The 24,593-nt window shown below is 65.8% G+C and carries 24 protein-coding genes, 1 tRNA gene and 1 riboswitch; of the genes, 4 read left to right on the top strand and 21 right to left on the bottom strand.

Annotation, left to right across the window (positions count from 1 at the left end):
• Positions 1-4 precede the first annotated feature (4 nt).
• Entirely contained in the window at positions 5-724 is a 720-nt protein-coding gene (locus tag NKI35_RS20870) for an NUDIX hydrolase (protein WP_352741398.1), read from the top strand.
• Here the strand turns inward: NKI35_RS20870 and NKI35_RS20875 are convergent.
• From NKI35_RS20875 to NKI35_RS20890, 4 genes are all read right to left on the bottom strand, one after another.
• Entirely contained in the window at positions 721-963 is a 243-nt protein-coding gene (locus tag NKI35_RS20875) for a hypothetical protein (RefSeq protein WP_023690325.1), read from the bottom strand. The genes NKI35_RS20870 and NKI35_RS20875 overlap by 4 nt on opposite strands.
• A gap of 129 nt (positions 964-1,092) precedes the next feature.
• Positions 1,093-2,310, bottom strand: coding sequence for an ABC transporter permease (locus NKI35_RS20880; protein WP_023685173.1), 1,218 nt, complete (start codon positions 2,308-2,310; stop codon positions 1,093-1,095).
• Positions 2,307-3,011: an ABC transporter ATP-binding protein gene (locus NKI35_RS20885; RefSeq protein ID WP_023685174.1), complete on the bottom strand. Its 705-nt coding sequence runs from the start codon at positions 3,009-3,011 to the stop codon at positions 2,307-2,309. Before NKI35_RS20885 ends, NKI35_RS20880 begins: the two co-directional genes overlap by 4 nt.
• Positions 3,012-3,015: 4 nt before the next feature.
• Positions 3,016-4,302: an efflux RND transporter periplasmic adaptor subunit gene (locus NKI35_RS20890; RefSeq protein WP_023744656.1), complete on the bottom strand. Its 1,287-nt coding sequence runs from the start codon at positions 4,300-4,302 to the stop codon at positions 3,016-3,018.
• A 113-nt stretch (positions 4,303-4,415) separates the two neighbouring features.
• Here NKI35_RS20890 and NKI35_RS20895 point away from each other — a divergent pair, with 113 nt between their 5' ends.
• Positions 4,416-5,324 (top strand): PhzF family phenazine biosynthesis protein, encoded by a 909-nt coding sequence (locus NKI35_RS20895; RefSeq protein ID WP_023685176.1) that lies wholly within the window; start codon positions 4,416-4,418, stop codon positions 5,322-5,324.
• 106 nt (positions 5,325-5,430) lie between these two features.
• Positions 5,431-5,506, top strand: a tRNA-Lys gene (locus NKI35_RS20900).
• A gap of 169 nt (positions 5,507-5,675) precedes the next feature.
• Here NKI35_RS20900 and NKI35_RS20905 read toward each other — a convergent pair.
• The 8 genes from NKI35_RS20905 to cbiE all read right to left on the bottom strand — a co-directional run bounded on the left by NKI35_RS20905 (position 5,676) and on the right by cbiE (position 12,481).
• Positions 5,676-5,948: a hypothetical protein gene (locus NKI35_RS20905; RefSeq protein WP_155923538.1), complete on the bottom strand. Its 273-nt coding sequence runs from the start codon at positions 5,946-5,948 to the stop codon at positions 5,676-5,678.
• 250 nt (positions 5,949-6,198) lie between these two features.
• The gene (gene cobT / locus NKI35_RS20910) at positions 6,199-7,209 is read right to left on the bottom strand and encodes a nicotinate-nucleotide--dimethylbenzimidazole phosphoribosyltransferase (protein WP_023706148.1); all 1,011 of its coding nucleotides are present in this window, start codon (positions 7,207-7,209) and stop codon (positions 6,199-6,201) included.
• A 24-nt stretch (positions 7,210-7,233) separates the two neighbouring features.
• Positions 7,234-8,001 carry an adenosylcobinamide-GDP ribazoletransferase gene (locus NKI35_RS20915; protein ID WP_352741370.1) on the bottom strand — a complete coding sequence of 256 codons (768 nt, stop codon included), beginning with the start codon at positions 7,999-8,001 and terminating at the stop codon, positions 7,234-7,236.
• A complete protein-coding gene (locus NKI35_RS20920; protein ID WP_352741371.1) occupies positions 7,998-9,311 on the bottom strand; it encodes a cobyrinic acid a,c-diamide synthase CobB in 1,314 nt (437 codons plus the stop codon). The genes NKI35_RS20915 and NKI35_RS20920 overlap by 4 nt, the downstream gene beginning before the upstream one ends.
• Positions 9,308-10,114, bottom strand: coding sequence for a uroporphyrinogen-III C-methyltransferase (gene cobA, locus NKI35_RS20925; protein ID WP_023670838.1), 807 nt, complete (start codon positions 10,112-10,114; stop codon positions 9,308-9,310). Before cobA ends, NKI35_RS20920 begins: the two co-directional genes overlap by 4 nt.
• Entirely contained in the window at positions 10,111-10,875 is a 765-nt protein-coding gene (cobM, locus tag NKI35_RS20930; RefSeq protein WP_023805498.1) for a precorrin-4 C(11)-methyltransferase, read from the bottom strand. The genes cobA and cobM overlap by 4 nt, the downstream gene beginning before the upstream one ends.
• Positions 10,872-11,258, bottom strand: coding sequence for a cobalamin biosynthesis protein (locus NKI35_RS20935; protein ID WP_023685183.1), 387 nt, complete (start codon positions 11,256-11,258; stop codon positions 10,872-10,874). The genes cobM and NKI35_RS20935 overlap by 4 nt, the downstream gene beginning before the upstream one ends.
• Positions 11,255-12,481: a precorrin-6y C5,15-methyltransferase (decarboxylating) subunit CbiE gene (cbiE, locus tag NKI35_RS20940; protein ID WP_352595416.1), complete on the bottom strand. Its 1,227-nt coding sequence runs from the start codon at positions 12,479-12,481 to the stop codon at positions 11,255-11,257. The genes NKI35_RS20935 and cbiE overlap by 4 nt, the downstream gene beginning before the upstream one ends.
• A 154-nt stretch (positions 12,482-12,635) precedes the next feature.
• Here cbiE and NKI35_RS20945 point away from each other — a divergent pair, with 154 nt between their 5' ends.
• Positions 12,636-13,409 (top strand): cobalt-precorrin-6A reductase, encoded by a 774-nt coding sequence (locus tag NKI35_RS20945; protein WP_032891406.1) that lies wholly within the window; start codon positions 12,636-12,638, stop codon positions 13,407-13,409.
• On the opposite strand, the gene NKI35_RS20950 is transcribed toward NKI35_RS20945, so the two are convergent.
• The 9 genes from NKI35_RS20950 to NKI35_RS20990 form a co-directional block, all read right to left on the bottom strand.
• Positions 13,373-14,137 carry a precorrin-3B C(17)-methyltransferase gene (locus tag NKI35_RS20950; RefSeq protein ID WP_023706141.1) on the bottom strand — a complete coding sequence of 255 codons (765 nt, stop codon included), beginning with the start codon at positions 14,135-14,137 and terminating at the stop codon, positions 13,373-13,375. The genes NKI35_RS20945 and NKI35_RS20950 overlap by 37 nt on opposite strands.
• A complete protein-coding gene (locus NKI35_RS20955; protein ID WP_031196364.1) occupies positions 14,134-14,907 on the bottom strand; it encodes a precorrin-2 C(20)-methyltransferase in 774 nt (257 codons plus the stop codon). Before NKI35_RS20955 ends, NKI35_RS20950 begins: the two co-directional genes overlap by 4 nt.
• Positions 14,904-15,536 (bottom strand): precorrin-8X methylmutase, encoded by a 633-nt coding sequence (locus NKI35_RS20960; RefSeq protein ID WP_352741372.1) that lies wholly within the window; start codon positions 15,534-15,536, stop codon positions 14,904-14,906. The genes NKI35_RS20955 and NKI35_RS20960 overlap by 4 nt, the downstream gene beginning before the upstream one ends.
• A 2-nt stretch (positions 15,537-15,538) precedes the next feature.
• Complete coding sequence (gene cobG / locus NKI35_RS20965; RefSeq protein ID WP_352741373.1) at positions 15,539-17,005, bottom strand: precorrin-3B synthase; 1,467 nt, start codon at positions 17,003-17,005, stop codon at positions 15,539-15,541.
• The gene (cobN, locus tag NKI35_RS20970; protein ID WP_352741374.1) at positions 17,002-20,676 is read right to left on the bottom strand and encodes a cobaltochelatase subunit CobN; all 3,675 of its coding nucleotides are present in this window, start codon (positions 20,674-20,676) and stop codon (positions 17,002-17,004) included. The genes cobG and cobN overlap by 4 nt, the downstream gene beginning before the upstream one ends.
• Before the next feature lie 114 nt (positions 20,677-20,790).
• On the bottom strand, positions 20,791-21,843 hold the full coding sequence (cobW, locus tag NKI35_RS20975; protein WP_352741375.1) for a cobalamin biosynthesis protein CobW: 1,053 nt from the start codon (positions 21,841-21,843) through the stop codon (positions 20,791-20,793).
• Between the two features lie 2 nt (positions 21,844-21,845).
• Positions 21,846-22,274, bottom strand: coding sequence for a DUF1636 family protein (locus NKI35_RS20980; protein ID WP_352741376.1), 429 nt, complete (start codon positions 22,272-22,274; stop codon positions 21,846-21,848).
• A gap of 38 nt (positions 22,275-22,312) precedes the next feature.
• A riboswitch (cobalamin riboswitch) is annotated at positions 22,313-22,519 on the bottom strand.
• Positions 22,520-22,577: 58 nt separating this feature from the next.
• On the bottom strand, positions 22,578-23,270 hold the full coding sequence (locus tag NKI35_RS20985; protein ID WP_023690307.1) for a DUF6348 family protein: 693 nt from the start codon (positions 23,268-23,270) through the stop codon (positions 22,578-22,580).
• Between the two features lie 29 nt (positions 23,271-23,299).
• Positions 23,300-24,523: a winged helix-turn-helix domain-containing protein gene (locus tag NKI35_RS20990; protein WP_352741377.1), complete on the bottom strand. Its 1,224-nt coding sequence runs from the start codon at positions 24,521-24,523 to the stop codon at positions 23,300-23,302.
• Positions 24,524-24,593: the final 70 nt, after the last annotated feature.

Genomic DNA, 24,593 nt, shown 5'->3' on the forward strand with positions numbered 1-24,593 from the left:
CACGGTGAGCTTCGACCTGCCGCGCAACGTCATCCTGCCCGTCGACGAAATCGACGTCCGGCTCGACCCCGGCCCGCATCCGTTCGAGCGCGGCAACGCGCAGGCGATCACTGACAACTGGCGGCGTGAGGTTACGGCCAATCCGGCGCTGTTCGACGGCACGGTGGTGCTGCTCTCGGCGCTCGCCTGGCGCGACAACCGGATCGTCGGGCGTTGTCACGCGGTGAAGTACTCGACCTTCCTGCTGTGGCGAAAGAACCGGCAGGGGACGGGCGCCGAGCATGCCTATGGTCACGCCATGCTGGTCGCCGGCGACAACGCCCTGGTGGCGATCCGCATGGGCGCGCACACGGTCCCGGCCGGCAGTGTCTACTTCGCTGCCGGCTCGTTCGAGCCGATCGATTTTCGCGATGGCCGCGTCGATGTCGATTTCAACATGATCCGTGAAGTGCGCGAGGAGACCGGGCTTGACCTGACAGGCGCTGCGCGCGGCAAGCGCTACCATGCGCTGTCGACTTCGACCGGCACGGTCCTCTTCCGCCGCTACCACGTCGATGCGCCGGCCGACGAGATTGCGCGGCGCATCGGCGCCTTCGTCGCAACCGAGACCGAGCCGGAGATCGAGGGGCCGGTGATCATCCGCCACGCCGCCGACCTGCCGGAAGGGCTGGCACCGCATATGAAGCCGCTGGTCGAGTGGCATTTTGGCGGTGGCGGGGGCTAACGGCGCGGATTGTTCTGCGCCGCCTTGCGGTCGTTGCGGGCGGCGACGAGGAACAGGATGACGCCGATGCCCAGCAATCCACCCATGACCATGCCCATCGTCTGGCCGACGACTGCCTGAAAATCGGCGGTGACACGATCGGGATTGGCCATGCCGTAGCGGGCGAGATACCACCAAAGTCCCGCAAGGGCGCCTTCGATGATCACCATCGTCAGAATCAGCCGCGCCTTCTTGCTCATTGCCACTCCTTGACCAGATGCTTTGCTCTAAAATTAGCATCGCAGACCGGACGACAACAAGTATTGCCGATGTCGACAAGCACCCATCCTTGTGGATAGCGGTTGGTTGCGGTGGAGCTGATCTGGCGCTTATTCGTGGCGCAGCGCGTCGATCGGGTCGAGCCTGGCGCCGCGCAGCGCCGGGAAGAAGCCGAACACCATGCCGATCAGCGCCGAAAAACCGACGGCGAGCAGGATGACCGCCGGGCTCGGCGCAAACGGTATGGCCAGCGTTGCCGAGGCGAGGCCGGCCAGCGCCAGGCCGATCAGGATGCCGATAATGCCGCCGAGCAGCGACAGCACCGTCGCCTCGACCAGGAACTGGATGAGGATGTGCTTTTCATGCGCGCCGATGGCGAGCCTGATGCCGATCTCGCGGGTGCGCTCAGTGACCGAGACCAGCATGATGTTCATGATCCCGATGCCGCCGACCAGCAGGCTGACGCCCGCGACGGCGCCCAGCATGCCGGTCATGGTGGTGGTGGCGCTGGCCATGGCGTCGGCGATCTGGGTCATGTCGCGGATCGAGAAATCGTCTTCGCGGTCCGGCGTGATGCGGCGGGTGTCGCGCAAAATGTCTTCGACTCGCGGCTGCAATTCGGTGGTCGGGGTGCGGTCGTCGGCGGCGACGTAGATGTTGTCGATGTCGCGGTTGCCGGCGATGCGGCGCTGATAGGCGGCAAGCGGCATCAAGACGACATTGTCCTGGTCCTGGCCGAAGCCGGTATAGCCCTTGGGTTCGAGCAGGCCGATGATCTTGCACGAGGTGCGGTTGACGCGGATGATCTCGCCCTCGGGTTCGCCGGCGCCGAAGAATTGCTGGCGCACCGTTTCGCCGATCAGGCAGACGCCGGTGCCGGAGCGTGTTTCCGAATCCGAGAACGGGCGGCCCGACACCAGCTTCCAGTCGCGGGCGTCGAGATAGGCGCTGTCGGTGCCGGTGACGCCCGAGGTCAAGCTCTCGGTGCCGAAAATGACGCGGACTTGTTTCTGCGACGCCGGCGCAATGGCGCGCGCTCCGGTCAGGTGGGCTACGAGGGCGGCTACATCCTTGTCGGCCAGAGGCCGTACCGCCTGGTCGAGCCCGCCTGGTCCGCCGGTGCCTGCCGGGCGGCCGGAACGGACGACGAGCAGGTTCGAGCCGAGCTTGGCGATGTCCGACTTGACCTTGGCCGTGGTGCCCGAACCGATGGTCAGCATGGCGATGACGGCGGCGACACCGATGACGATGCCGAGCAGCGTCAGGAACGAGCGCAGCACATTGCGGCGGATGGAGCGCAGAGAGAGGCGGACGGTTTCCCAGATCATGACGCCAACTCCGACTTGGCCGTGTCGGACGCGACGTGGCCGTCGAGGAAGCGGATGGTGCGCTCGGCATAATCGGCGACATCGGCCTCGTGGGTGACCATGGCGATGGTCAAGCCGAGCTCCCGGTTCAGCCGCGTCAACAACTCCATGATCTCATGCGTGCGGGCGGTGTCGAGATTGCCGGTCGGCTCGTCGGCGACGAGCAGCGTAGGCCTGGTAACGATGGCGCGCGCGATCGCCACGCGCTGCTGCTGGCCGCCGGAGAGTTCGGCCGGCGTGTGGTGTTCGCGCCCGACCAGGCCGACCTCCGCCAGCGCCTGCATGGCAAGATCGCGGCGCTCGCGGGCCGGCGCGCCGCGATAGATCAGCGGCAGCTCGACATTTTCCGCCGCCGTGGTGCGCGGCAACAGATTGTAACCCTGGAAGACGAAGCCGATATAGAGATTGCGCAGAAGCGCCCGGCGGTTGCGGTCGAGCCGCCCGGCGTCGATGCCCATGAAGGAGTAGGTTCCGGCCGTCGGCGTGTCGAGGCAACCGATGATGTTCATCGCGGTCGATTTGCCCGAACCGGACGGGCCCATGATGGCGACGAATTCGCCACGCTGGATGGCGAGGTCGACGCCGGCCAGCGCATGGACCTTGGCTTCGCCCTGGCCATAGCTCTTCCAGACCGTGTCGAAACCGATGAGGCCCGCGGCCATGGCGTCAGCTCCGCAGCTGCGAGGTCGTGATAACCTCTGCACCTTCATCCAGCCCGGAGGTGATCTCGGTCAGTTCGCCGTCGGTGGAGCCGATCTTCACGTTGACCGGGTGCGGCCGGCCGTTCTCCAGCACATAGAGCGTGCGTGAGCCGTCGGTGGGCGCCTTCACCGGCTGGCGGCGGTTGCCGCCACGGCCCATGCGGCCGGTGAACAGATCGCTGAGGCTCCACGCGCGGGCAGCAGGTGCCGATGGCCGATAGCGAAACGCTGTTGAAGGCACGGTGAGCACGCTCTTGGCCTGCCTGGTGACGACCGAAACCGTGGCGGTCATGCCGGGCCGCAGCAAAAGCTCGTTATTGTTGACTTCCAACCGTGCATTGTAGGTGACGACGCCGTCGGTGGTGACCGAGGCGTAGGAGATGTCGCGGATCTCGGCGTCGAACGGCCGCTCGGGAAAGGCATCGACGGTGAAGCGTGCATGCTGGCCTGGTTTGACCGCGCCGATATCGGCCTCGTCGACCGCCGCCACCAATTCCATGTTCCTCAAATCGGCGGCGATGATGAACAGAACCGGCGCCTGCAGCGAGGAGGCGACCGTCTGGCCGGGGTCGACGGAACGCGTCAAGACGATGCCGTCGATCGGCGCATAGATGGTGCTCTTGGCAAGGTCGGTCTGCTGCGCCTTGAGATCGGCCTGGGCGATGGCGAGATTGGCCTGCGCACTATCGAGCGCCGCCTTGGAGCGGTCGCGCGTGGCAGTCGCCGCCTCGAGCGACTGATCGGTCGCCATGCCACGCCTGGTCAGTTCGGCCGCGCGGGTGAGGGCGCTTTCGTTCTCCTTCAGGGTTACCGTGGCGTCCTCGACATTGGCGGCAGCGGCCTTGGCCGAGGCTTCGGCGCGTTCGATCTGGACCTCGAGTTTCACCGTGTCGAGCGTCGCCAGCACGTCGCCCTTCTTGACCTGCTGGTTCTCTTCGGCCGAGACCGAGCGGATGATACCGGACAGCTCGCTTGAAATGTCGACCTGGGTGAGGGGCTGCAGCGTGCCGGTCGCCGAAACCGCGACGGTGAGGTCGGCAATGGTAGCCGGCGTGGTGGTGTAGTCGATCTTGGCCGGGGAGCCGGCAAACCACTGGTAGCCAGCCAACCCGGCGGCAAGTGCGATCAGCGCCAGCAGCGCGTAAAGCCAGCCACGACGGCGCGTCTTGCGCACACCACTCTGGTCAAGCCCAAGCGCCGCCTCGATGGCGGAATCCGATTCCGTCTTTGGCAGATTGACAAGCTGGTCCACGCCGGACCCCTATGAAAGCGTAATGTCCCTAGTTGTGCACAGATCAGGCTTGGTGGTTCGAATATCAAATTAAATTTCGGCCATGTTCGGATTGAGGCGGAAGGTTTTTCAAGATGCAGACCCGCAATTACTTGCTCTACGATGTGTTTACGACGGAGCGGCTGGCCGGCAATCCGCTGGCTGTCGTGCTCGACAGCCAAGGGCTGGATACAGCCGCCATGCAGGCCATTGCGCGCGAGTTCAACCTGTCCGAATCGGTCTTCGTACTGCCGCCGGACAATCCAAAACATCGCAACCGCATCCGCATTTTCACGCCCGACTATGAGATGCCGTTCGCCGGACATCCGACAGTTGGCGCTGCGATCGCGCTGGCCGAACTGACAGGCGAGGGCGAAGCCGGCATCTTCGTGCTGGAGGAGAATATCGGCCCGGTGCGCTGCGCCGTCAGCCGGCACGATGGCGCCACCTTTGCCGAGTTCGACCTGGCGAAGCTGCCGGAGCCGCTGAAGCTCGATGCCGACCCGGAGGCGATCGGCGCCGCCCTCGGGCTGGCGCCGCACGAGATCGGCTTCGAGAATCACCTGGTGTCGTTCTGGTCGGCAGGCGTGCCTTACGTCACCATTCCGGTTGCCAATCTGGAGGCTGCCGGCCGGATCAAGCTCGACAACCAGGCCTGGTCGGAACTGGCGCCGCGCAAGAGCGAATGGGCCTTCGCCAGCCCGTATGTCTATTGCCGCCAGACGGTGAACCATGACAGCGCCTTCCATGTCCGCATGATCGTGCCGGGCACGCCGTCCTATGAAGACCCGGCGACCGGGTCGGCGGCGGCGGCCTTTGCCGGCGCCATCATGCATTTCGATGCGCCCACCGACGGCATTTCGCAGCTGTGGATCGAGCAGGGGCTGGAGATGGGCCGCCCGTCACGTATCCGCTTGGAACTCACTGTCGAAGGCGGAAAACTGGCCTCCGCGCGCATCGGCGGCCATGCCATCAAGGTGGCGGAAGGCAGGCTGTTCGTGTGACCGCCTGCGGCAGTTCAGCGATTTGTCGGGAAATGATTCCGGCAGGGCTGGACAGGACCGGTATCGGCGGCTATATGCCCGCCAACGCCGGTTTTACCGGTCGAGTGGGTGCGTAGCTCAGTTGGTAGAGCAGCTGACTCTTAATCAGCGGGTCCACAGTTCAATCCTGTGCGCACCCACCAAATTTCTAGAAGAGTTGGTGGAAGACCTTGGAATGCCGGACGCGTTGACGCGCCTCGACATGCTGGGGCAGGTTTGCCTTAAACTCGGCGGCCGGTAAGCCGGTGCGCTATTTGGCGAAGGAGTGAAGGCCGCGCTGGATTAAGAAAAGCCCGGAAGCCGAAGCCGCCATCAATTAAAGCCAGTTTGAAACCACGGACTGGTGTCATACCCTAAGCGCGGATTATAATGATCCAGGAAGTTTTCGGCCCTATTTGACGGTCGCGCAACCACGGTGCCTGTCGATTTGCAATCCGGTTTCGCGGTCGGCTTGCTGCCAGCCTTCTTATGAGCTGTAGAACACGAGGTTGTAGCCTGAGCGGTGGCCACCTTTTTCTTCTCTTTCGCAGCAGCTGCTCCGGTAGCGGCCAATACTATTGCTACGCCAAAGACAACGAGTTTCATTGAAAACGCCCTCACCCTGCACAATCCGTAATGATTGCGCCTGGTCACCGTTACGTCAATCACATTTTGTCGGCAACGGCGGCGAATAGTGCCAGTAAAAAGAGCCCACCACAGAAGCAGCGGGCCAACCCCCAGGTGGGGAATCTTTCAGCGGCCGTGCTGTTCGAGCCACCAGCCCGGAATGCCAGTGACCGGCCCGACGATGGTCAGTGAAGGTTCGGGCCGGCGCCCTCCCGCCAAATCGCTCTAGCTACTTCTCCGAAACGCCAGCCTCGGCAAAGCTCGCCATCCTTACATGGCATTCCAGCGCCGAGCGGACGATGTTGACGGCGAGGCAGGCGCCGGAGCCTTCGCCGAGCCGCATGCCGAGGTCGAGCAGCGGTGGCAGGCCGAGCGCTTCGAGCAGGCGGCGGTGGCCGGATTCGGCTGAGACATGGGCGGCGATGGTGTGGGCGAGGCCTGAGGGGTGCAGTCGCGCCAGGGGTGCTGCGGCGGCCGTGCAGACGAAACCGTCGAGCAGCACCGGCACATTGTTGTGGCGGGCGGCGAGCGTGGCGCCGAAGATGGCGGCGAGTTCGCGACCGCCAAGGGCGGCGGCGATCTTCAGCGGGTCGGACAGCGCGTCGGCATGGCGCTTGAGGCCGGATTCAATGGCGGTGACCTTGCGCTTCAGCCCGGCATCGTCGACGCCGGTGCCGCGCCCGGTCCATTTTTCAGCGCCGCCGCCGAACAGGGCGGTCGAGATGGCGGCCGCCGGTGTGGTGTTGCCGATGCCCATCTCGCCGAAACAGACGAGGTCGAGGTCTTTCGTCACCGCGTCATAGCCAGCCGAGACGGCGGCGAGAAATGTCTTTTCATCCATCGCCGGCACGGCAGTGAAATCGCCGGTCGGATGATCGAGATCGAGCGGGATGACGTCGAGTTCCGCGCCGGCGATGCGGGCCAGCTGGTTGATGGCGGCGCCGCCGCCGGCGAAATTCGCCACCATCTGCACCGTCACTTCCGACGGGAAGGCCGACACGCCTTGCGCCGTCACACCGTGGTTGCCGGCGAACACGAAGACTTTGACGCGGTCGAGTTTCGGCATGTCGCGACCCTGCCAGCGCGCCAGCCAGGCGGCGAGAGTTTCCAGCCGGCCCAGGCTGCCTTGAGGCTTGGTCAGCGTGTCCTGGCGGCGGGCGACGGCGTTGGCGGCGGTATCGCTGCCGGCAGGCAGATCGAGACAGGCGGCGCGCAGTTCGTCGAATGATTTGAATGGCATGGGGAAGGAATCTCCGGGGAAGAATCAGGACAGGGAAACGGAAGCGACGAGCAGGACAGTGATCTCGCCCAGCTGCTGCAGGGCGCCGATCGTGTCGCCGGTGTGGCCGCCGATCTGGTTGAGGCAGAGCGCGCGCAAGGCGCTGAACACGAGAGCGAGCAGGGTCAGTGCGGCAAAGGCGCCGCCGAGCCCCAGGGTCAGAAGCGGGATGGCCCCGAGCACGGCGCCGAGAACAGCTGTCTGGGCCGAGACGGTCCCGGCGCCGGCAGACAGGCCGTCACTGCGCGCCGCCGGCGCCAGATGCATGAACGCGCCGAGCAGGCCGCGCGATGCGGCGTGGGCGGCGATCAGCGCCAAGAGCACGCCTGTCGGATTGGCCAGTTGCGACAGCGCGCTCCAGCGGATGAGCATCGACAGGCCAAGCGCCGAAGCGCCATAGGCGCCGATGCGGCTGTCGCGCATGATCTCCAGTTTTTTATCGCGTGTCTTGCCGCCGCCAAAGCCATCTGCGACATCGGAAAGCCCGTCCTCATGCAGGCAGCCCGTGGCGAGCAGGGTTGCTGCAAGCGCAAGGGCTGCTGCCGGGCCGGGGGCAAGGCCGAGCTGTACGCCCGCGGCGTAGACGACAGCACCAGCCACAGCGACGGCGAGGCCGGCGACAGGCGCCGCCCAGATCGCATCGGCCAGGCTGCGGCCACGAAGGTCGAAGACCGGCAGCGGCAGCCGGGTGAAGAAGACGAGGCAAAGCGCGACGTCGTCGAGCGCTTGCCGGGGCGAGGGCACGGAGGTCATGCACCCCTCGCAATGGCGTGGAAGAAGGTGCCGCTGACATGGCCGCGGCGATAGCCGGAGGCGCCGAGCGGATTGCCCTGGCCGTCGGCGAGATCGGCCAATGGCTCGTCATTGCCGGTCGCAATCATCTGCGCATAGTGGAATTCATGGCCACGGATCAGCGCGCCTTGCGGCCCCAGCGGACAGGCGACGCGCAGGCGTGCCTCGCGGTAGCCGAGGTTCATCTTGCGCTTGGCAAAGCTGGTGGAATGGCCGAGCAGGCCAAGCATGGCGTGCGTCTCGCCGGCCGCGTCCTCCAGCGCTTCGCCCAGCACCATGAAGCCACCGCACTCACCATGGATCGGCTTGGTCTCGGCAAACCTGGCCATGCCAGCTCGAAAATTGGTTGCGGCCGCGAGGCTGCCGGCGTGAAGCTCGGGATAACCGCCGGGCAGCCAGCAGACATCGCAATCCTGCGCCGGTGCTTCGTCGGCGAGCGGCGAGAACGGCACGATCTCGGCGCCGGCCTGACGCCAGTGGCCGGCGACGTGCGGATAGAGGAAGGTGAAAGCGGCGTCTTCGGCGAGCGCGATTCGTTGGCCGGGCGGCTGCAAGGCATGTTCGAAACTGCCTGATGCCGGCGAAAACGGCGCGGCCAGCGCCATGATGGCGTCAAGGTCGAGGGATTTCTCGACCATGTCGGCGAGGCGGTCGAGATGCGTCATCAGGTCGGCATACTCGCCGGCCTGGACGAGGCCGAGATGGCGCTCCGGCAAATTGAGCGTGGGATCGCGCAGGATGGCGCCGACGACCGGCAGGCCGAGCGCTTCGATCGCCTCGCTGCACAGCTTGCGGTGGCGCTCGCTGCCGAGACGGTTGAGCACGATGCCGGCCATGCGCACATCCGAGTCGTAGGTGGCAAAACCCTTGGCGACGGCGGCCGCCGGCGTCGACTGTCCCGAGACGTCGAGCACCAAAAGCACCGGCAGGTGGTAGAGCCGCGCCAGATCGGCGGCCGAGCCGGTGCGGCCTTGTCCGGCCGGGATGCCGTCGAATAGGCCCATCGCGCTTTCGAGGAAGATAAAATCGGCATCCTCGGTGGCATTGCCGGCCAACGCGTTGAGCAGGTCAGGCGACATCGCCCAGCTGTCCAGGTTGACGCCGGACAGACCGGTTGCGGCGGTATGAAAACCCGGATCGATATAGTCGGGGCCGGACTTGGCGCCGCGCACCTTGATGCCGCGCCGGGCGAGCGCGCGCAAAATGCCGATGGTGACGCTGGTCTTGCCGGAGCCGGAACGCGGCGCGCCGATGATGATGGCGCGGGTCATGCGTTACCCGCCAGTGCTGCGCGCATGGCGACGATGCCGCCGACGACAATGAGGGCCGGCGAGGCCAATTCCGCCGCGGCGGCCGCTTCGGAAATGGTGGCGAGTGTCGCGACGACGGTCCGCTCCTGCGGTGTCGTCGCCGAAACGATGACAGCCGCCGGCGTCGACGGCGCCAGCCCGCCTTCGAGCAGCGACGCGGCGATAACAGGCAGATTGGCCATGCCCATATAGATGACCACCGGCTGGCCGGTGCGGGCGATCGCGCCCCAGTCGAGATCGTCATCTGTGCCGGCGGCATGACCTGTCGCCAGGATGATCGCCTTGTTGATGCCGCGCATGGTTGCGGGAATGCCGGTGGCGGCCAGCGCGCTCAGCCCCGATGTCAGGCCGGGCAGGACGCGGAACGGGATTTTTTCGCGCGCCAGCGCCAGCGCCTCTTCGCCGCCACGGCCGAAAATATAGGGATCGCCACCCTTCAGCCTGATGACGCGGCGGCCATCGCGCGCCAGCCGCACCAGCAGAGCGGTGATGTCGTCCTGCTTCATCGACGGCTTGCCGCCGCGCTTTCCCGCAAAGAACAGTTCGGCCTTTTCCGCGACAGCGACGACATCGGGCGAGACCAGCGCGTCGTAGACCAGCGCATCTGCCTCGGCTAAAGCCGCCAGCACTTCCAGCGTCAGGCAGCCGGGATCGCCGGGGCCGGCGCCGGCCAGCCAGACATGGCCCGGCTCAAGCCGGCGCGGCTTGAAGTTCAGCCGGGCAAGGGCCTGTTCGAGCGTGGTGTTTTCGCTTTTACCGCTCACAATCCGTCCCGTCCCCGGAAACGCCGCTGATAGTGGGCGTCGTACAATGAACTCTCGCCAAAACCTTCCGCTGCCAGCGAGCGGCCGACGAAGATGATCGCCGTGCGCTCCATCGGGTCGGCGGCGAGCAGTGCCTCGATCGTGGCGAGCGTGCCGGTCAGCACGCGCTCGTCCGGCCATGAAGCGCGAAAGACGATCGCCACCGGGCAATCGCCGCCATAATGCGGCGACAATTCGGCGACGATTCGGTCGATGGCGTGGATGGCGAGATGAATGGCCAGTGTGGCGCCGGTGCGGCCGAAGCCGGCCAGCGTTTCGCCCGGCGGCATTTTCGAGGCGCGGCCGGAGACGCGGGTCAGCACCAGGCTTTGCGCCACCTCGGGAATGGTCAGTTCGCGGCGAAGGGCTGCGGCTGCGGCGGCGAAAGAGGGAACGCCCGGCGTCAGCGTGTAAGGAATGCCGTGTTTTTCCAGCCGGCGGATCTGCTCGGCCACGGCGCTCCACACCGAGAGGTCGCCGGAATGCAGGCGGGCGACATCGTGGCCGGCCTGGTGGGCTGTCACATATTCGACCTCGATTTCGTCGAGTGACATCGGCGCCGTATCGATCAGTTTGGTCCCCGGTGCGCAGTGTTGCAGCAATTCCGGCGCGACGATCGAGCCGGCATGCAGACAGACCGGGCAGCTTGCCAGCAGCTTGGCGCCGCGCAGTGTGATGAGGTCGGCGGCGCCGGGACCGGCGCCGATGAAATGCACGGTCATGGCGCGTCTCCGCTGATGGCGATGGCGCAGGTGACCGGGCCGAGCACGGTGCGTGGACCAAGCAGCTTTGCACCGGGGCCGGCAACGGTAAGGGCGGAGGCTTCTGAGACGGAGGGTGTGCCGGCGAGATCCTGCGAGAGATCGGATTTGCTGAGTGCCTCCGACGAGACGGCCTGAAGTGCTGCGTCATCAACGATGATGACGGGAAGGTTGAGCGTGCGGCCAGCGGCAGAGATCGCTTCTTCGTCTTTCTTGAGCGCGGCGGTCGCCAAGGCCGACAGCGCCGTTATCGCCAGCCCGTGCGCTTCGAGGGCGGTTTCGATCGCCGCGAGCACGTCTTCGACGCTCACGCCCTTCCGGCTGCCGATGCCCGCCACCATCATGGCTTCACCCAGCTCCACTGGGTGACCGGCATGGCCGGGCGCCAGGCCTGCATCGAACCGACAGGAGAAGCGCGGGAAATGGTGATGCGGGTAAGGTCGCCGCCGCGCTTGATGTGCTCCGCGAGAAGCAGCGCCTCCATCTCCAGCGTCACCGCATTGGCAACGAGACGGCCACGGGATGGCAGCGCCTTGATGGCGGCGTTCAGTACGCCGGCGTCGCTGCCACCTCCGCCGATGAAGATCGCATCCGGCGTGTCCAGCCCGGCCAGTGCCTTGGGCGCCGACCCTTCCACCACGACAAGACCGGGCACGCCGCAATGCGCGGCGTTGCGGACGATGCGGGCGGCGCGGTCGCTGTTGGCCTCGATGGCGATGGCGCGCATCGAGGGGTGAGCGAGCATCCATTCGATGCCGATGGAGCCGGAACCGGCGCCGATGTCCCACAGCAATTCGCCACGCCTCGGCGCCAGCGCCGCAAGCGTGATGGCGCGGATGTCGTGCTTGGTGATCTGGCCGTCGTGCTCGAACAGATGGTCGGCGCGGCCAACGGTCAGCGGCAGGATGCGGGCCTCTTGTGTCGATTCAAGTTCGAGCGCCAGCACGTTGAGCGGATTGATGTTTTCGAGATCGAAGGCATCGGCACGGGCCGAACGCTGCTTCTCGTTTGGCCCGCCCAGCGCCTCCAGCACCGTCAGCCGCGAAGCGCCGAAATCGAGTTCGGCGAGCAGGCGCGCGATTGCTGTGGGTGCATCGCCATCCGATGTCAGCGCCAGGATTCGCGCCTTGGGATGCAGCAGCGGTCGGATCAGGTCGAGCGGCCTTCCATGCAGCGAGATCGTCTCGATGTCCTGCAACGCCCAGCCGAGCCGGGCGGCAGCCAGCGAAATCGCCGATGGCGCGGGGATGACATGCATCTCTTCAGGCTTGACCTTGCGGGCAAGGGTGGCGCCGACCCCGTGGAAGAATGGATCACCGGAGGCGAGCACGCAGACGCGCCGGCCGGCCAGCGCCAGCACGTCTGCCATGCCGGCATCGAATGGCACCGGCCATGGGCGCTGCTCACCCTTGATGAGCGAAGCCACCAGCGCCAGATGCCGCTTGCCGCCGAAGACGGTCTCGGCGTCAGCGATCTGCCGCTTGGCCTCGTCGCCGAGACCCGCTAAACCGTCCTCGCCGATGCCGACGAATGCAAGCCATTTTGGCGTGGGCTGTTTTTTTGACATGTCGCGCCGCCCCTCATCCGCCTGCCGGCACCTTCTCCCCGTGTAGTAATGGGGAGAAGGGAGACGCTCCGGCGCTGACGCCTCCCTCTCCCCGTTCTTCACGGGGAGAGGGTAGGGGTGAGGGGCAGCGCCGACGCTGTTCAACATGGTGCTCATGAAGAAGATTCTGATCCTTGGCGGCACGATAGAAGCGCGCCAATTGGCCGAAAAACTGGTGGAAGATTTCCGTGTCACCTTGTCGCTGGCCGGCCGCACCGAAAGCCCGGTCGCGCAAGGCGTGCCGGTGCGCAGCGGCGGATTTGGCGGCGCCGACGGGCTGGCCGCCTATCTCAGGGAGGCGGGCATCGACCTGCTGATCGACGCCACGCATCCCTATGCCGCGCGAATTTCCGCCAATGCGGCGCAAGCCGCGCAAATGACCGGCGTGCCGATCCTTGCTTTGCGCCGCCCTGGCTGGGAGCCTGTCGATGGCGACCGCTGGACGCAGGCCGATACGACAGGCGATGCGGTGCACGCGCTTGGACCGGCGCCGCGCCGTATCTTCCTGGCGCTTGGTCGCCAAGAGGTCGCGGCTTTCGAGGCGGCGCCGCAGCATCACTACCTCATCCGCAGCGTCGATCCGGTCGAGCCGAAACTGGCGGTGCCGGATGCGGCCTACCTTCTGGCGCGCGGGCCATTCCGCGAGGCGGATGAACGCGCACTGCTCGAGGAGCACCGCATCGATGTCGTCGTATCCAAGAACAGCGGCGGCGAGGCCACCTACGGCAAGATCGCCGCGGCGCGGGCGCTCGGTATCGAGGTGGTGATGGTGCGCAGGCCCTTCCTGCCGGAGGTGCCTTCGACCGAGACCGTCGATGAACTCGCCGCTCTTGTTGATAAATTTTGGGTCGATCATTTGCTCGACCCCGTCGCGGAGCGCGGCGTGTAGACCAGCGCCGGTTTGTCGCCGCGCTTGATGATCCGTGTTTCCGGCGAACCGATGATGATGCAGGTCGCCATGTCGGCCTTTTGCGCGTCGACATCGGCCAGCAAAAAGACCTCGATGCGCTCGTCCGGGCGGCCGGCGGCGCGGCCGAAGATGACCGGCGTGGTGCCGGGCAGGATGGCGCGCAGGCATTCGAAGGCACGGCCGAGCTGCCAAGGGCGCGCCTTGCTGATCGGATTGTAGAGCGCGATGACGAAGCCGGCGCCGGCGGCAGCGAGCAGGCGCAGTTCGATCAGCTCCCACGGTTTGAGATTGTCGGATAGCGAGATGGCGCAGAAATCATGGCCGAGCGGGGCGCCGATGCGGGCGGCGACAGCCAGCATCGCAGTGATGCCCGGCACGACGGCGACATCGACCGCGCGCCACTCGGCCGGACCGGCCTCGATCGCCTCACAGACTGCGGCGGCCATGGCAAAGACGCCGGGATCGCCGCCGGAGACGACGGCGACGTCATGGCCCTCGGCGGCCTTGACCAGCGCGTCCTTGGAGCGGGCGAGTTCCTCGCGATTATCCGAGGCGACGCGGGTCTGGTCCGGGCGAAGATCAAGCCGGTCGAGATACGGCTTGTAGCCATAGAAGAACTTTGCCTCGGCGACGGCGCGGCTGGCTTGCGGCGTCACTTGATCGGCATTGCCGGGCCCAAGGCCGATGACGGTTAGGCGGCCGCTCATGGCTTGGCTCCCATGACGCCAGGCCGGCCGGACCAGCCGGCAACCAGCACGATGGCGAAATAGGGCGCCTTGTCGTCCGGCTTGTCGGCAAGCTTCATCGTGATGCTGCCGGCCATGGTGCCGCGCTCGACATAGACGGCGCGGGCGAGCTTGCCGGTGGCCTCCAGCGCCCGCCTGATCTTGGGCAGGTTGCGGCCGACCTTCATGATGACGGCGGCATCGGTGTCGGCGAGACGGCGTGTCAGTTCGAATTCGCTCATCGTGCCGGGCAAAACCGTCAGCACATCGTCGCCCTGGACGATCGGCACGCCGGTCTGCGACCAGCAACCCGACATGGCGGTGACGCCGGGGATGACTTCGGTCGGGAAGCGATGGGCGAGGCGGACATGCAGGTGCATGTAGGAGCCGTAGAACAGCGGGTCGCCTTCGGAGAGCACGGCGACCATGCGGCCGGCTTCGAGGTGTTCGGCGACCTTCTCGGCCGACTCCTCGTAGAAATCGGTGATCTGCGAACGGTAGTCGTCGTGATCCTTGTCGATCTCGGTGGTGACGGGGTAGAGCAGCGGCAGTTCCAGCATATCCGGCCGGAAGCGCGCCTCGACGATGGCGCGCGCGTTGCTGTTGTTGCCGCGCTTGGCGAAATAGGCAACGACATCGGCCTCGGCCAGGACGCGCGCGGCTTTCAGCGTCAAGAGTTCGGGATCGCCGGGACCGGTGCCGACGCCGACGAGGCGGCCTTTTGCCAGATCTTCTTTGACAGCTGCGTTCACAGGCCGGGCCTCGCCAGCGAATTGAGCGCGGCTGCAGTCATGGCGCTGCCGCCAAGCCTGCCGCGCACGATGGCGTAGGGCACGCCATAGGAATTCTGCACCAGCGCATCCTTGGATTCGGCGGCCCCGACGAAGCCGACCGGCATGCCGATGATCGCCGCCGGCTTCGGCGCGCCGTCGCGCAATTTTTCCAGGAGATAGAACAGTGCCGTCGGCGCATTGCCTATGGCGACCACCGAACCGGCCATAAGCTCGCCCCACAGATCGATTGCCGCCGCCGAGCGGGTGTTGCCGATCTCCTTGGCAATGTCCTGCGTGCGCGGGTCGCGCAAGGTGCAGATCACCTCATTGCCGGCCGGCAGCCTGGCGCGGGTGACGCCATGCGAGACCATTTCGGCATCGCAGAAGATCGGCGCGCCGGCCGCCAAGGCGCTGCGGGCGGCGGCGACGAAATCGCTGGAGAAAACAAAATGACTTGATGCTTCGACCTGGCCGCAGGCATGGATCATGCGGATGGCAACGTCGGCCTCGGCCTCGGAAAAGCGGGACAGATCGGCTTCGGCGCGGATGATGGCAAAAGAGCGCTCATAGATGGCGTTGCCGTCATGGATGTAATCGTAGGCGGCCATGCTTATTCCTGTCGGTAGCTTTCGGCGATTGCCGCCGGCCCGAGCCTTGTCAGGCAAGCGGCGGCGGTTTCGCCCTGAAATCGTGCGCTGCGGACCATCGCCGCGACGCGACTGACGCCGCGTGCGGCGTCATAGCCCGGCCTGTAGCCCGCAGGAAGGGCCTTTGCCGTCGCGTTCACGACAAGTCCGGCTCCGTTTTCGCCGCCGACGATTGTTAGCGCGGCAGAGCCGGGGTGAGCGCAGCCCTTGGCGCAGCCGGAAATGTGCAGTGTGAAGTCGAGGATATCAGCGTTTTCGGCGGCGATTGTCTCGGCGATGTCGCGCGTGGCGATTTGGCCGGATGCGCAGGCAGGAGTGCCGGGGCAGGCGGCGATGCGGGTGCGCGGGTCGGCGGCGGCGGTGATGAAGCCGAGCGCGGTGGCGGTGGCTTGCAGGAGGTCGTTTGCGGACGATGGTTGGCCGAGGAACAGCAAGGCGCGGCCGGGGGCGAGGCGGATTTCGGCGACGCCGAGGTTCGACGCTCGGCTGGCAAGGTCGATAAGGTTTTGCGCTGGCATGCTGCCGAAGGGCAGGCCGATGCCGAGGGCGTGGCCGGTGTTCAAGTCGAAGAGGCCAATCGGCGAGCGAGAGCGCTCTACGGCGCCCCCCTCTGTCCTGCCGGACATCTCCCCCACTTGGGGGGAGATTGTGCTGTCGCCGCCGGTTTCGCCAGTTTTCAACGTCGAAGGCGAAGAGCTGACAGCGAAGCTGCTGATCTCCCCCCTTGTGGGGGAGATGTCCGGCAGGACAGAGGGGGGCGCGAAGGAATGCCAACCTGCGAGAGACGCTAGCTGCCTCTCCGACAAATCCCTCGCATGTGCCTCTCGGCCTTTCTCCGCGGTCATCCTGAGGGCAGCAACCGCAATATCGCGCGCTGCATTCTCATCGGCCGTCGCAAGCGGCCTCGCGCTTTGACCGTCGCCGGCAACAGACAAAGCCCACATAACGTTGCCGCCCACCCGCACCGCCTTCAGCCTGACATCGGCCGTCACCCCATCCATCGTCAACTGCCCGCCGCCATCGACAACCACCGAAACCTTCGGCCCGAGCCTTGGCGTCAGCCCAGCTTCCTCGACCGCAGCCCTGACCCGCTCAGCCAAAGATCGCGGATCGGCAATCTCCCGCGGATCGATGCCAGCCAGCGGCCCGGTCTCGACCGGCACGCCGGTACGCACTGCAATCCCCAGTGCATCGACCTCCGCCGCCAACAGCACCGCACTTTCCGCCGTCAGGCCGCGTATCTGCAGGCTGCCTCGTGCGGTCACTTCCATGATGCCGTTGCCGCGCTTCAAGGCGGATTCGCAGAGTCCGATCAGCGACTTGGGGGAAAGCCCTCCAGCAACCGGGTTGAGCCGCACCAGCAGGCCATCGCCGGTCTGCATCGGCGCCGAGAGAGCCGGACAGGCGCCGCGGCGCGAGAAGGCGTTCATGCCGCGACCCCGAGCGCCTCGGCCTCGGCGATCAACGCCGCGAGATCGTCGTCGATCGCGTTGCGCAAGGGATGCCAGAGACCACGCCGGCGCGCCGACAGGAAGCGTTCGGCGATGACTTTGGCTGCGGCCGGGTTTTCGCGCAGGATGAAGGCGCGGACATCGGGATCACCGACATAGGCATCATGCACGGCCTCGATCAGCGCGCCTGAAATGGCGTGCGTGGTTTCAGCGAAGCCGATGAGGCGGTCGACCGTTTCGGCGAATTCGGAGGCGCCGCGCGGGCCGTGCCGCATCTGGCCGGCGATGAAACGCGCATTGACGGCTCGCGCCCGCACAACCCGCGACACAGCCTCGCCGACCGAGCGCGGCTTCGGCTTCTGCGGATCCGTGGTGTCGAGCACGATGACGTCGGCATTTCGGCCGAGCGTCGCAAGTGCAGCCGAAAAGCCGCCGATGAAGGCGACGTCGGCGGAGCCCTCGAGAATGTCGCGGCCGGGATCGTCGCCGGTGTGGACGAGCAGATCGGCCTCGGCGATGCGGGTCTCGAAAGCGCCGGGGGAGGCAATGCCTTCGCCCTCGGCGCCGCCATAGGCATGCGATGTCGCATCGAGATAGGCGCGGCCGATTTCTTCGCGCCCGACCCAGTCGCCGCTGGACAGCAGGTCCTCGACGCCGGCGCCGTAGGTGCCGGGCGAGGTGCCGAAGATGCGCGGGCCGATCTTGCCATCGGCGCGGGTTCTGGCGGCGAGCGGGTTTTCCGAATCGTCCTCGTCGCGCGCGGCTACGGCGTTGGCGGCGGCGTCGATCAGCGCGATCTGGGTCGGGAACATGTCGCGGAACAGACCCGAAATCCGCCAGGTGACATCGACGCGCGGGCGACCGAGCGTGGCCGGCGGCAGCACTTCGATGCCGGTGATGCGGCCGGTGGCACTGTCCCATTGCGGCCGGCAGCCCATCAGCGCCAGGCCTTGCGCGATCTCCTCGCCGCCAGTGCGCAGCGAGGCCGAGCCCCAGAGGTCGATGACCAGCGAGCGCGGCCAGTCGCCATGCGACTGCATATAGCCGCGCACGACTTCTTCTGCCGCCGCCTTTCCCAGATCGTAGGCGGTCGGCGTCGGCATGGTGCGCGGGTCGGAGGTGAACAGGTTGCGGCCGGTGGGCAGCACGTCGGAGCGGCCACGCGCCGGTGCGCCCGCCGGACCCGCCTTGATGTGACGGCCGTCGAGCGCGGCAAGAAGTGCTGCTTTCTCGGCCTCCGCGCTTTGCACGCGCATGGCGTCGGGCTCGTCGTCGGGAGCGCGGCCATAGATGTGCAGGCCGTCCTTGATGGCGAAATCCTTGAGGTCGCAGAGCCAGGCGTCGATGCGGCGCAGCGCCTCGTCGGGCGCGTCGGTTTTGGCGACGCCGGCTTCGGAGGCGAAGCCGGTCTTTTGCGCCGTGTCGACGATCAGCTTGGCCAGACGATCGCGGCGGCGGCGGTCGAGGCCGTCGGCCTGGGCGTATTCGTCGACGAGGCGTTCGAGCTTGTGCTGCCCTTCGTCGAGGCCGGCACCGGTCAACGGCGGCGGCAGATGGCCAAGCGTGACGGCGGCGATACGCCGCTTCGCCTGCGCCGCTTCGCCGGGATTGGAGACGATGAAGGGGTAAATGACGGGCAACGAGCCGGTGACGATCTCGGGGAAGCAGTTTTGTGAGAGCGCTACCGTCTTGCCGGGCAGCCATTCCAGCGTGCCATGCGCGCCGACATGGATGAGAGCATGGATGCGGAGCGATTTGCGCAGCCACAGGCCGAAGGCGATGAGGTTGTGGCGGGGAGGGAGCGTCGGGTCGTGGTAATCGGCGCGGCGGTCGGCCGAGCGGCCACGGTCGGGGGCGAGAGCGACAGTGATGTTGCCGAAGGTGGCGGCGCGGAAGGGGAAGCCGCTCTTACCCTCCCCCTTGTGGGGAGGGTGGCCCGCAGCGCCGGGTGGGGGTGGTGCACCGCTACCCCCACCCCGTTTCGCGCTATCCGCTTCGCGAATGTCGCGAACCGACCCTCCCCACAAGGGGGAGGGTGAAGGAGCGCCCCATGCCGCCTCGACTGCAGCCAGTGCCTCAGCCGGCAAATCCTTTGAGAAGTCCAGATACTCATCCAGCCCCAGCCCACCATCGCTCCGCCCCAACGCATCCAGCAGCGCACGCGGCGTTTCTGGAATCCCGTCAACGCGATAGCCCTGCTCCTTCAGGTCATGCAGCATGGCCAGCACGCTGGACGGCACATCCAGGCCCACTGCATAGCCAGTGCGGCCGGGCGCGCTCGGATAGTCCGGAATGAGGATCGCCAACTTACGCGTCGCGCGGGGCGTCTGCTGCAACCGTGTGAACGCCGCTAGCCTGTCCGCCACTTGCGCCACGCGATCCGGTTCCGGCCGGTTTGCAAAGGCGCGGTGGCCGAGCGCGGGGTCGGTCTCGCTCTCGCCCTTGAAGGAAATTGCGCCGGCGAGGATACGGCCGTCGAGTTCGGGCAGCACGACATGCATGGCGAGGTCGGCGGGCGCCAGGCCGCGCTGGTTGTTGTCCCAGACGTAGCGGCGGGTGGTGGCGACGATGACCTGGAAGACAGGCACGCCGGCGCGGTCGAAGAGCGTTTCGACGCCCGGTTCGGCGCCGGAAGCGAAGGCGGTTGCGGTGATGATGGCGGTGGGCTTGAGCGTGGCCAGCGCGGTTCCGACGAAGGCCAGGGAGGTCGGGTCTTTGAGGCTGGAGACGAAGATCGGGATCGGTCTCATGCCGCGCTGGCGGAGTGCATCAAAGAGGGCATCGATTGGCGCGACATCGGCGGCCAGCAGCATCGAGCGGTAGAATAGGATGGGGATGATGGGAAGGTTGATGTTGTCTGCGCCGAGTTCCCGCCCACCCCCCTCTGTCCTGCCGGACATCTCCCCCGCAAGGGGGCAGATTGTGCTCTCATAAATGTTTTCGCCAATCGCAGACCTTGCGGAGATCTCCAAAGGAGCAGGAGAGGAGCCGCCTTTGGTAACGGCTGATCTCCCCCCTTGCGGGGGAGATGTCCGGCAGGACAGAGGGGGGTGTGAAGGAACGCCGACATCGGCAAAATTCAACTTGCCTACGACGCCGCGGCCTGGCTCGTAGTAGCCAGCTTTCGGCACGCTAACCGGGTCAGCCGCCCCCGCATCCCGTCCCGCCAGCCCCGCCAATCTTTGCATCAGCGCTGCCATATTCTCCGGCCCGCCCTCGCGGAAATAGCCCAGCAGGCCGTCCAGCTCCTCGCGCGGCAGCGTCGAGGCTTCGATCAGCCTGAGATCCTCGTCGTGGCTCTCGCCCGGCAGCAGCGCCAGCTTGATGCCGTTCGCACGGGCAGTCGCGGCAAGCTGGTCGCAGCCATAGCGCCACCAGTCGTAGCCGCCGAGGATGCGCACCAAAATCACCTTGGCGTGGCGGGCGACGCTGTCGATCCAGAGGTCCACGGACATGGGATGGCGCAGGTCGCGCAGCGCCGCCAGCCGCATCGACGGCAGGCGGACGGCATCGGCCGTCCAGGCCGCCGCGAGGCCGGCGAGGTCGCTGTCGGTGAAGGACAGCGCCACGATATCCGCCGGCGTCTGCCGGAGATCAACTGGCTCGGCGAGATCGTCGAGCGAGGCGGAGGTCGTGGCGAGTATGTGCATCGCGGCTTAGTGCGTTTCACCGTTTCACGGAACGGCGAACCGCTCTATCTCCTTGTTTTTACGCAATTCCTGTGGGAAAACCGTTTCACACTTTTCCTGGAATTGCTCCTGAGATCAGCCGGCGAGTATACGCTCGATCGCCGGGCGGTTCAGCCCCTTCAGGCCGATGACAACGAGACGCGAGCGGCGATCGTCCTCGGCCGTCCAGGCGCGGTCATAATAATGGTTGACGCGCGGGCCGACGGCCTGCAGCAAAAGCCGCATCGGCTTGCCGCCGACATCGACGAAGCCTTTCACACGCAGCACATTCTCTTCCTCGGCAACCGTGGCGACGCGCCTGGCCAGTTCGTCCGGATTGGTGATGGAGGGGATGTCGACGATGAAGGTGTCGAAATCGTCATGCTCGTGGTCGAAGGCGCCGTCATGGTGCGATTTGCGGTTCTCGATGTCGTCCTCGACGGCGAGGCCGAGGCCGAGCAGCACCGAGGGATCGACCTTGCCATGTGCGGTCGGCACGATCTTCACGGCGCGGGCGGAATGTTCATTGATGATGGCGTTGGCGCGGGCCGAACCGGGGGCGTCCATTAGATCGCTCTTCGACAGGATGATCAAATCGGCGCAGGCGATCTGGTCCTCGAAGACTTCTTCGACCGGATCGTCGTGGTCGAGCGTCTCGTCCTGAGCGCGCTGTGCCTGCAGGGCGTCCATATCGTTGGCAACGCGGCCCTCGGCCAGCGCCGGGCCGTCTACCACGGCAATGACGCCATCGACGGTCACCCGGCTCTTCACGCTTGGCCACTGGAACGCCTGGACCAGCGGCTTGGGCAGAGCCAGGCCCGAGGTCTCGATCAGGATGTGGTCAACCTTAGGTGTCAGCGCGAGGATCTTGTCGAGGGCGGGCACGAAATCGTCGGCGACCGTGCAGCAGATGCAGCCATTGGCCAGTTCGAGGATGTTTTCCTCGGGGCAGGTGTCGATGCCGCAGCCTTTCAGGATTTCCCCGTCGATGCCGATGTCACCGAACTCGTTGACGATGATGGCAATGCGCTTGCCACCGGCGTTTTCCAGGAGATGGCGGACCAGCGTCGTCTTGCCGGCGCCGAGGAAGCCGGTGACGACGGTGCAGGGAACACGGGAGAGATTGCCGGCCGGATTTGGAGCGTTCATGGTCAGTCCTTCAGCATGTCGAGGGGTGGGATGCGGGCAACGAGGCCGCGCTTGAGGCTATCGGGCCGGCCGCGCCACGGGATGAGGCCGTCGGTCGAAGTCGCGAAGAGCTTTGCGCCGGTGACGAGGTCGGCGCCGCTGGTTGGGGCCAGATCGCCGAAGACATAGCTCCAACAGCCGTCGCGCAGGATGGCGGCGCTGAGACGGCGCCTGCAATTGCCGAGGCATTCGACGGTGCGGACACGGATATTGTCATCGGCCGCGGCGCGGCGTGTGTCGTCGGCCAGCCATTCGCCGGCGCGAGGATGGGCGTCGGAACCGGTCTCGTCGCGGCATGAAGCGCAGACGACAACCGTGACGCCGGTCAAAGCGTCGCCGTCGGCGGACGAAACATCCGCTGTGCCAGCCGAATAACTGCTGTTCTGGTCCAAAAACCGGGCTCCTTGCCCGGAAACCCGCCAGGCGATCGGATACTTTGTCTCAGACGGCAGGTCTCCTGGCTCGCGGGTCATCGCCTTGGTTAGCCGCCTTCCCGGTGTTACCCAGTGGCTTTCGGCCTTGGCTCTTCGCTTACAGTTGCGGGGACAGCCGCGGATTTGGGATTTTTTCGTCCCGCACCGCATTCCCTCTTGGCCCTTGCCGTTGCGGGCAGGGGACCGTCTGGAGCGGATTTAGGCTTTTGCAGGCAGCGGTGTCAACGCACGGCTACGACATGGCGATGTCGGCAGGGGCTGTCATGTCCCGGCTTCCGGCAGTGCCAGGATGACCTGTCGGATAGCTTGATAGCCATCGCTATAGTCCCAGTCATGACCGACAGCCAGATTCTGTCCCTCATGCCAAACCGCGTTGTCCAGAAGGACTTCGGCACTAATCAGCGTGCCCTTCAAGCCTGCCAGAAAGGTCCGGACAAAATGGCTTCCGGGGGGTACCGAAGCTGTGAACAGCTTTTCCAGCTTGGCATAGAATGCTGGATAGCCTGGTGTCAGCGAGCATAGCTCGGTTGTGGCCTGGGAAATGACCGGGCCGCTATAGATTTTCCAGCGGGCATCTTTTCGCCAGATCTTCCAACTGGCGCTGCTTCGCTGCCAAAGCTCTATTTCGGCCTGCATGTTCTCGCAGACGTGATCGGCCAGTCCCTCAATGGCCACATGGAAAACACCACGGAGAAACTTTTCAAACGCCTGGTTCAGTTCCTGTTCGCGCGTGTCGCCGAAGCCAGCAAAGGATTCAATGACCGGCTGAACATCAAGCAGCGGAGAAAAAATGTAGATTTCCAGGACCAGCCGGTCAGAACTCGTCTCGAACACCTCAGCCTCAAACCGAAGCTGCTTCGATTGGAGCATGACGTCCCTATCTCTGCGGACTGCATCTATTCCATGCGCAATGAGGGCGCCATGGATCATGTCGAGCACTTTGTCCGATGCCATTGCACAACCTACGAGGCTTATTGAGGCGTCTATGACAGACGCTGCAAGGGTTGGCCATCTCTCTCGCTAGCCAATGCCGGCCCCAGATTGCCGGCCGGCGTCACTTCGATGCGCTCAAGGCCAAGCCAGCCCTGCATCTCCTTTAGTTCCTCGAAAAGCTGTGCGGTGGTCTCAGGCGGTGCGCCTGCTTCGGCATAGGCGGCGTGGACGCGTAAGACACTCGCAGGCCGGTCGGCCTTGAGGTCGACGCGGGCGACGATCTTGTCGCCGAGCAAGAAAGGCAGCACGTAATAGCCATATTGCCGCTTGTCGGCCGGGGTGTAGATCTCGATGCGGTAGCGGAAATCGAAGAGACGCTCGGTGCGCGCGCGCTCGAAGACCACCGGATCGAAGGGGGCCAGCAAGGCGCGGGCCTCGATCTTTCGCGGCAGGCGGGCGTCCCTATAGAGGTAAGCCGGCTTGTCCCAACCTTCGACGTTTACCGGCAGCAACTCGCCCATCTCGACCAGTTCCTCCAACCGGCCCTTCATGTCGGCCGGCGACAAGCGGAAATAATCGCGCAGGTCACCCGACGTCGCGATGCCGTGGGCGCGGGCGGAAATGCGCAGCAATTCGCGGTGCGCGTCCTCGGCCGCCGGCACCGGCAGGTCGAGGATCGCCTGCGGCAGCACGCGCTCGGGCAGGTCGTAGAAGCGCTCGAAGCCACGGCGGTGCGCCGTGGTGATGCGTCCGGCCCAGAAGAGCCATTCGAAGGCGTGCTTGGCGTGGCTCCAGCCCCACCAGCCGCCCGAACCTTTCTGGCCCTCCAGTGCCGAAGCGGCAATCGGGCCGCGCTCGGCGACCGCGCGGTAGATCTCTTCGATATAGGCGGCGTGCTCGCGGCCCCATTTGGCGAGGCCCAGATACATTTCGTCGCCGCTTTCAGCGCGCTGCATGCGCCAGCGCATCAACGGGTATGTCTCGACCGGCAGGAAAGAGGCCTCATGCGCCCAGTACTCGAATACGGTGCGCTTGCGGGTGACTGCGGCGTTGTCGAGCAAAGCCAGCGGGTAGGGGCCGAGGCGCGAATAGAGCGGCATATAGTGGGCGCGCACCACGGCGCTGACGGAATCGATCTGCAGCAAGCCGGTGCGCGACAGCACGCGGGCGAGGTGGCGGCGATCGGGCGTGCCGCCCGGGCGCGGATCGAGAAATCCTTGCGCGGCGAGCGCGATGCGCCTGGCCGTCGGGAGTGAGATTTTGTCCTTCGTCAAAGTGTCTTGCCTCGAACCATTTTCCCGACTTTAGCCGGCGATTCCGGTGATGCTAGCAGGCAAATGGCGG

Origin of the sequence: Mesorhizobium sp. M0676 (assembly GCF_040320535.1) — a bacterium.
Classification (GTDB): domain Bacteria; phylum Pseudomonadota; class Alphaproteobacteria; order Rhizobiales; family Rhizobiaceae; genus Mesorhizobium.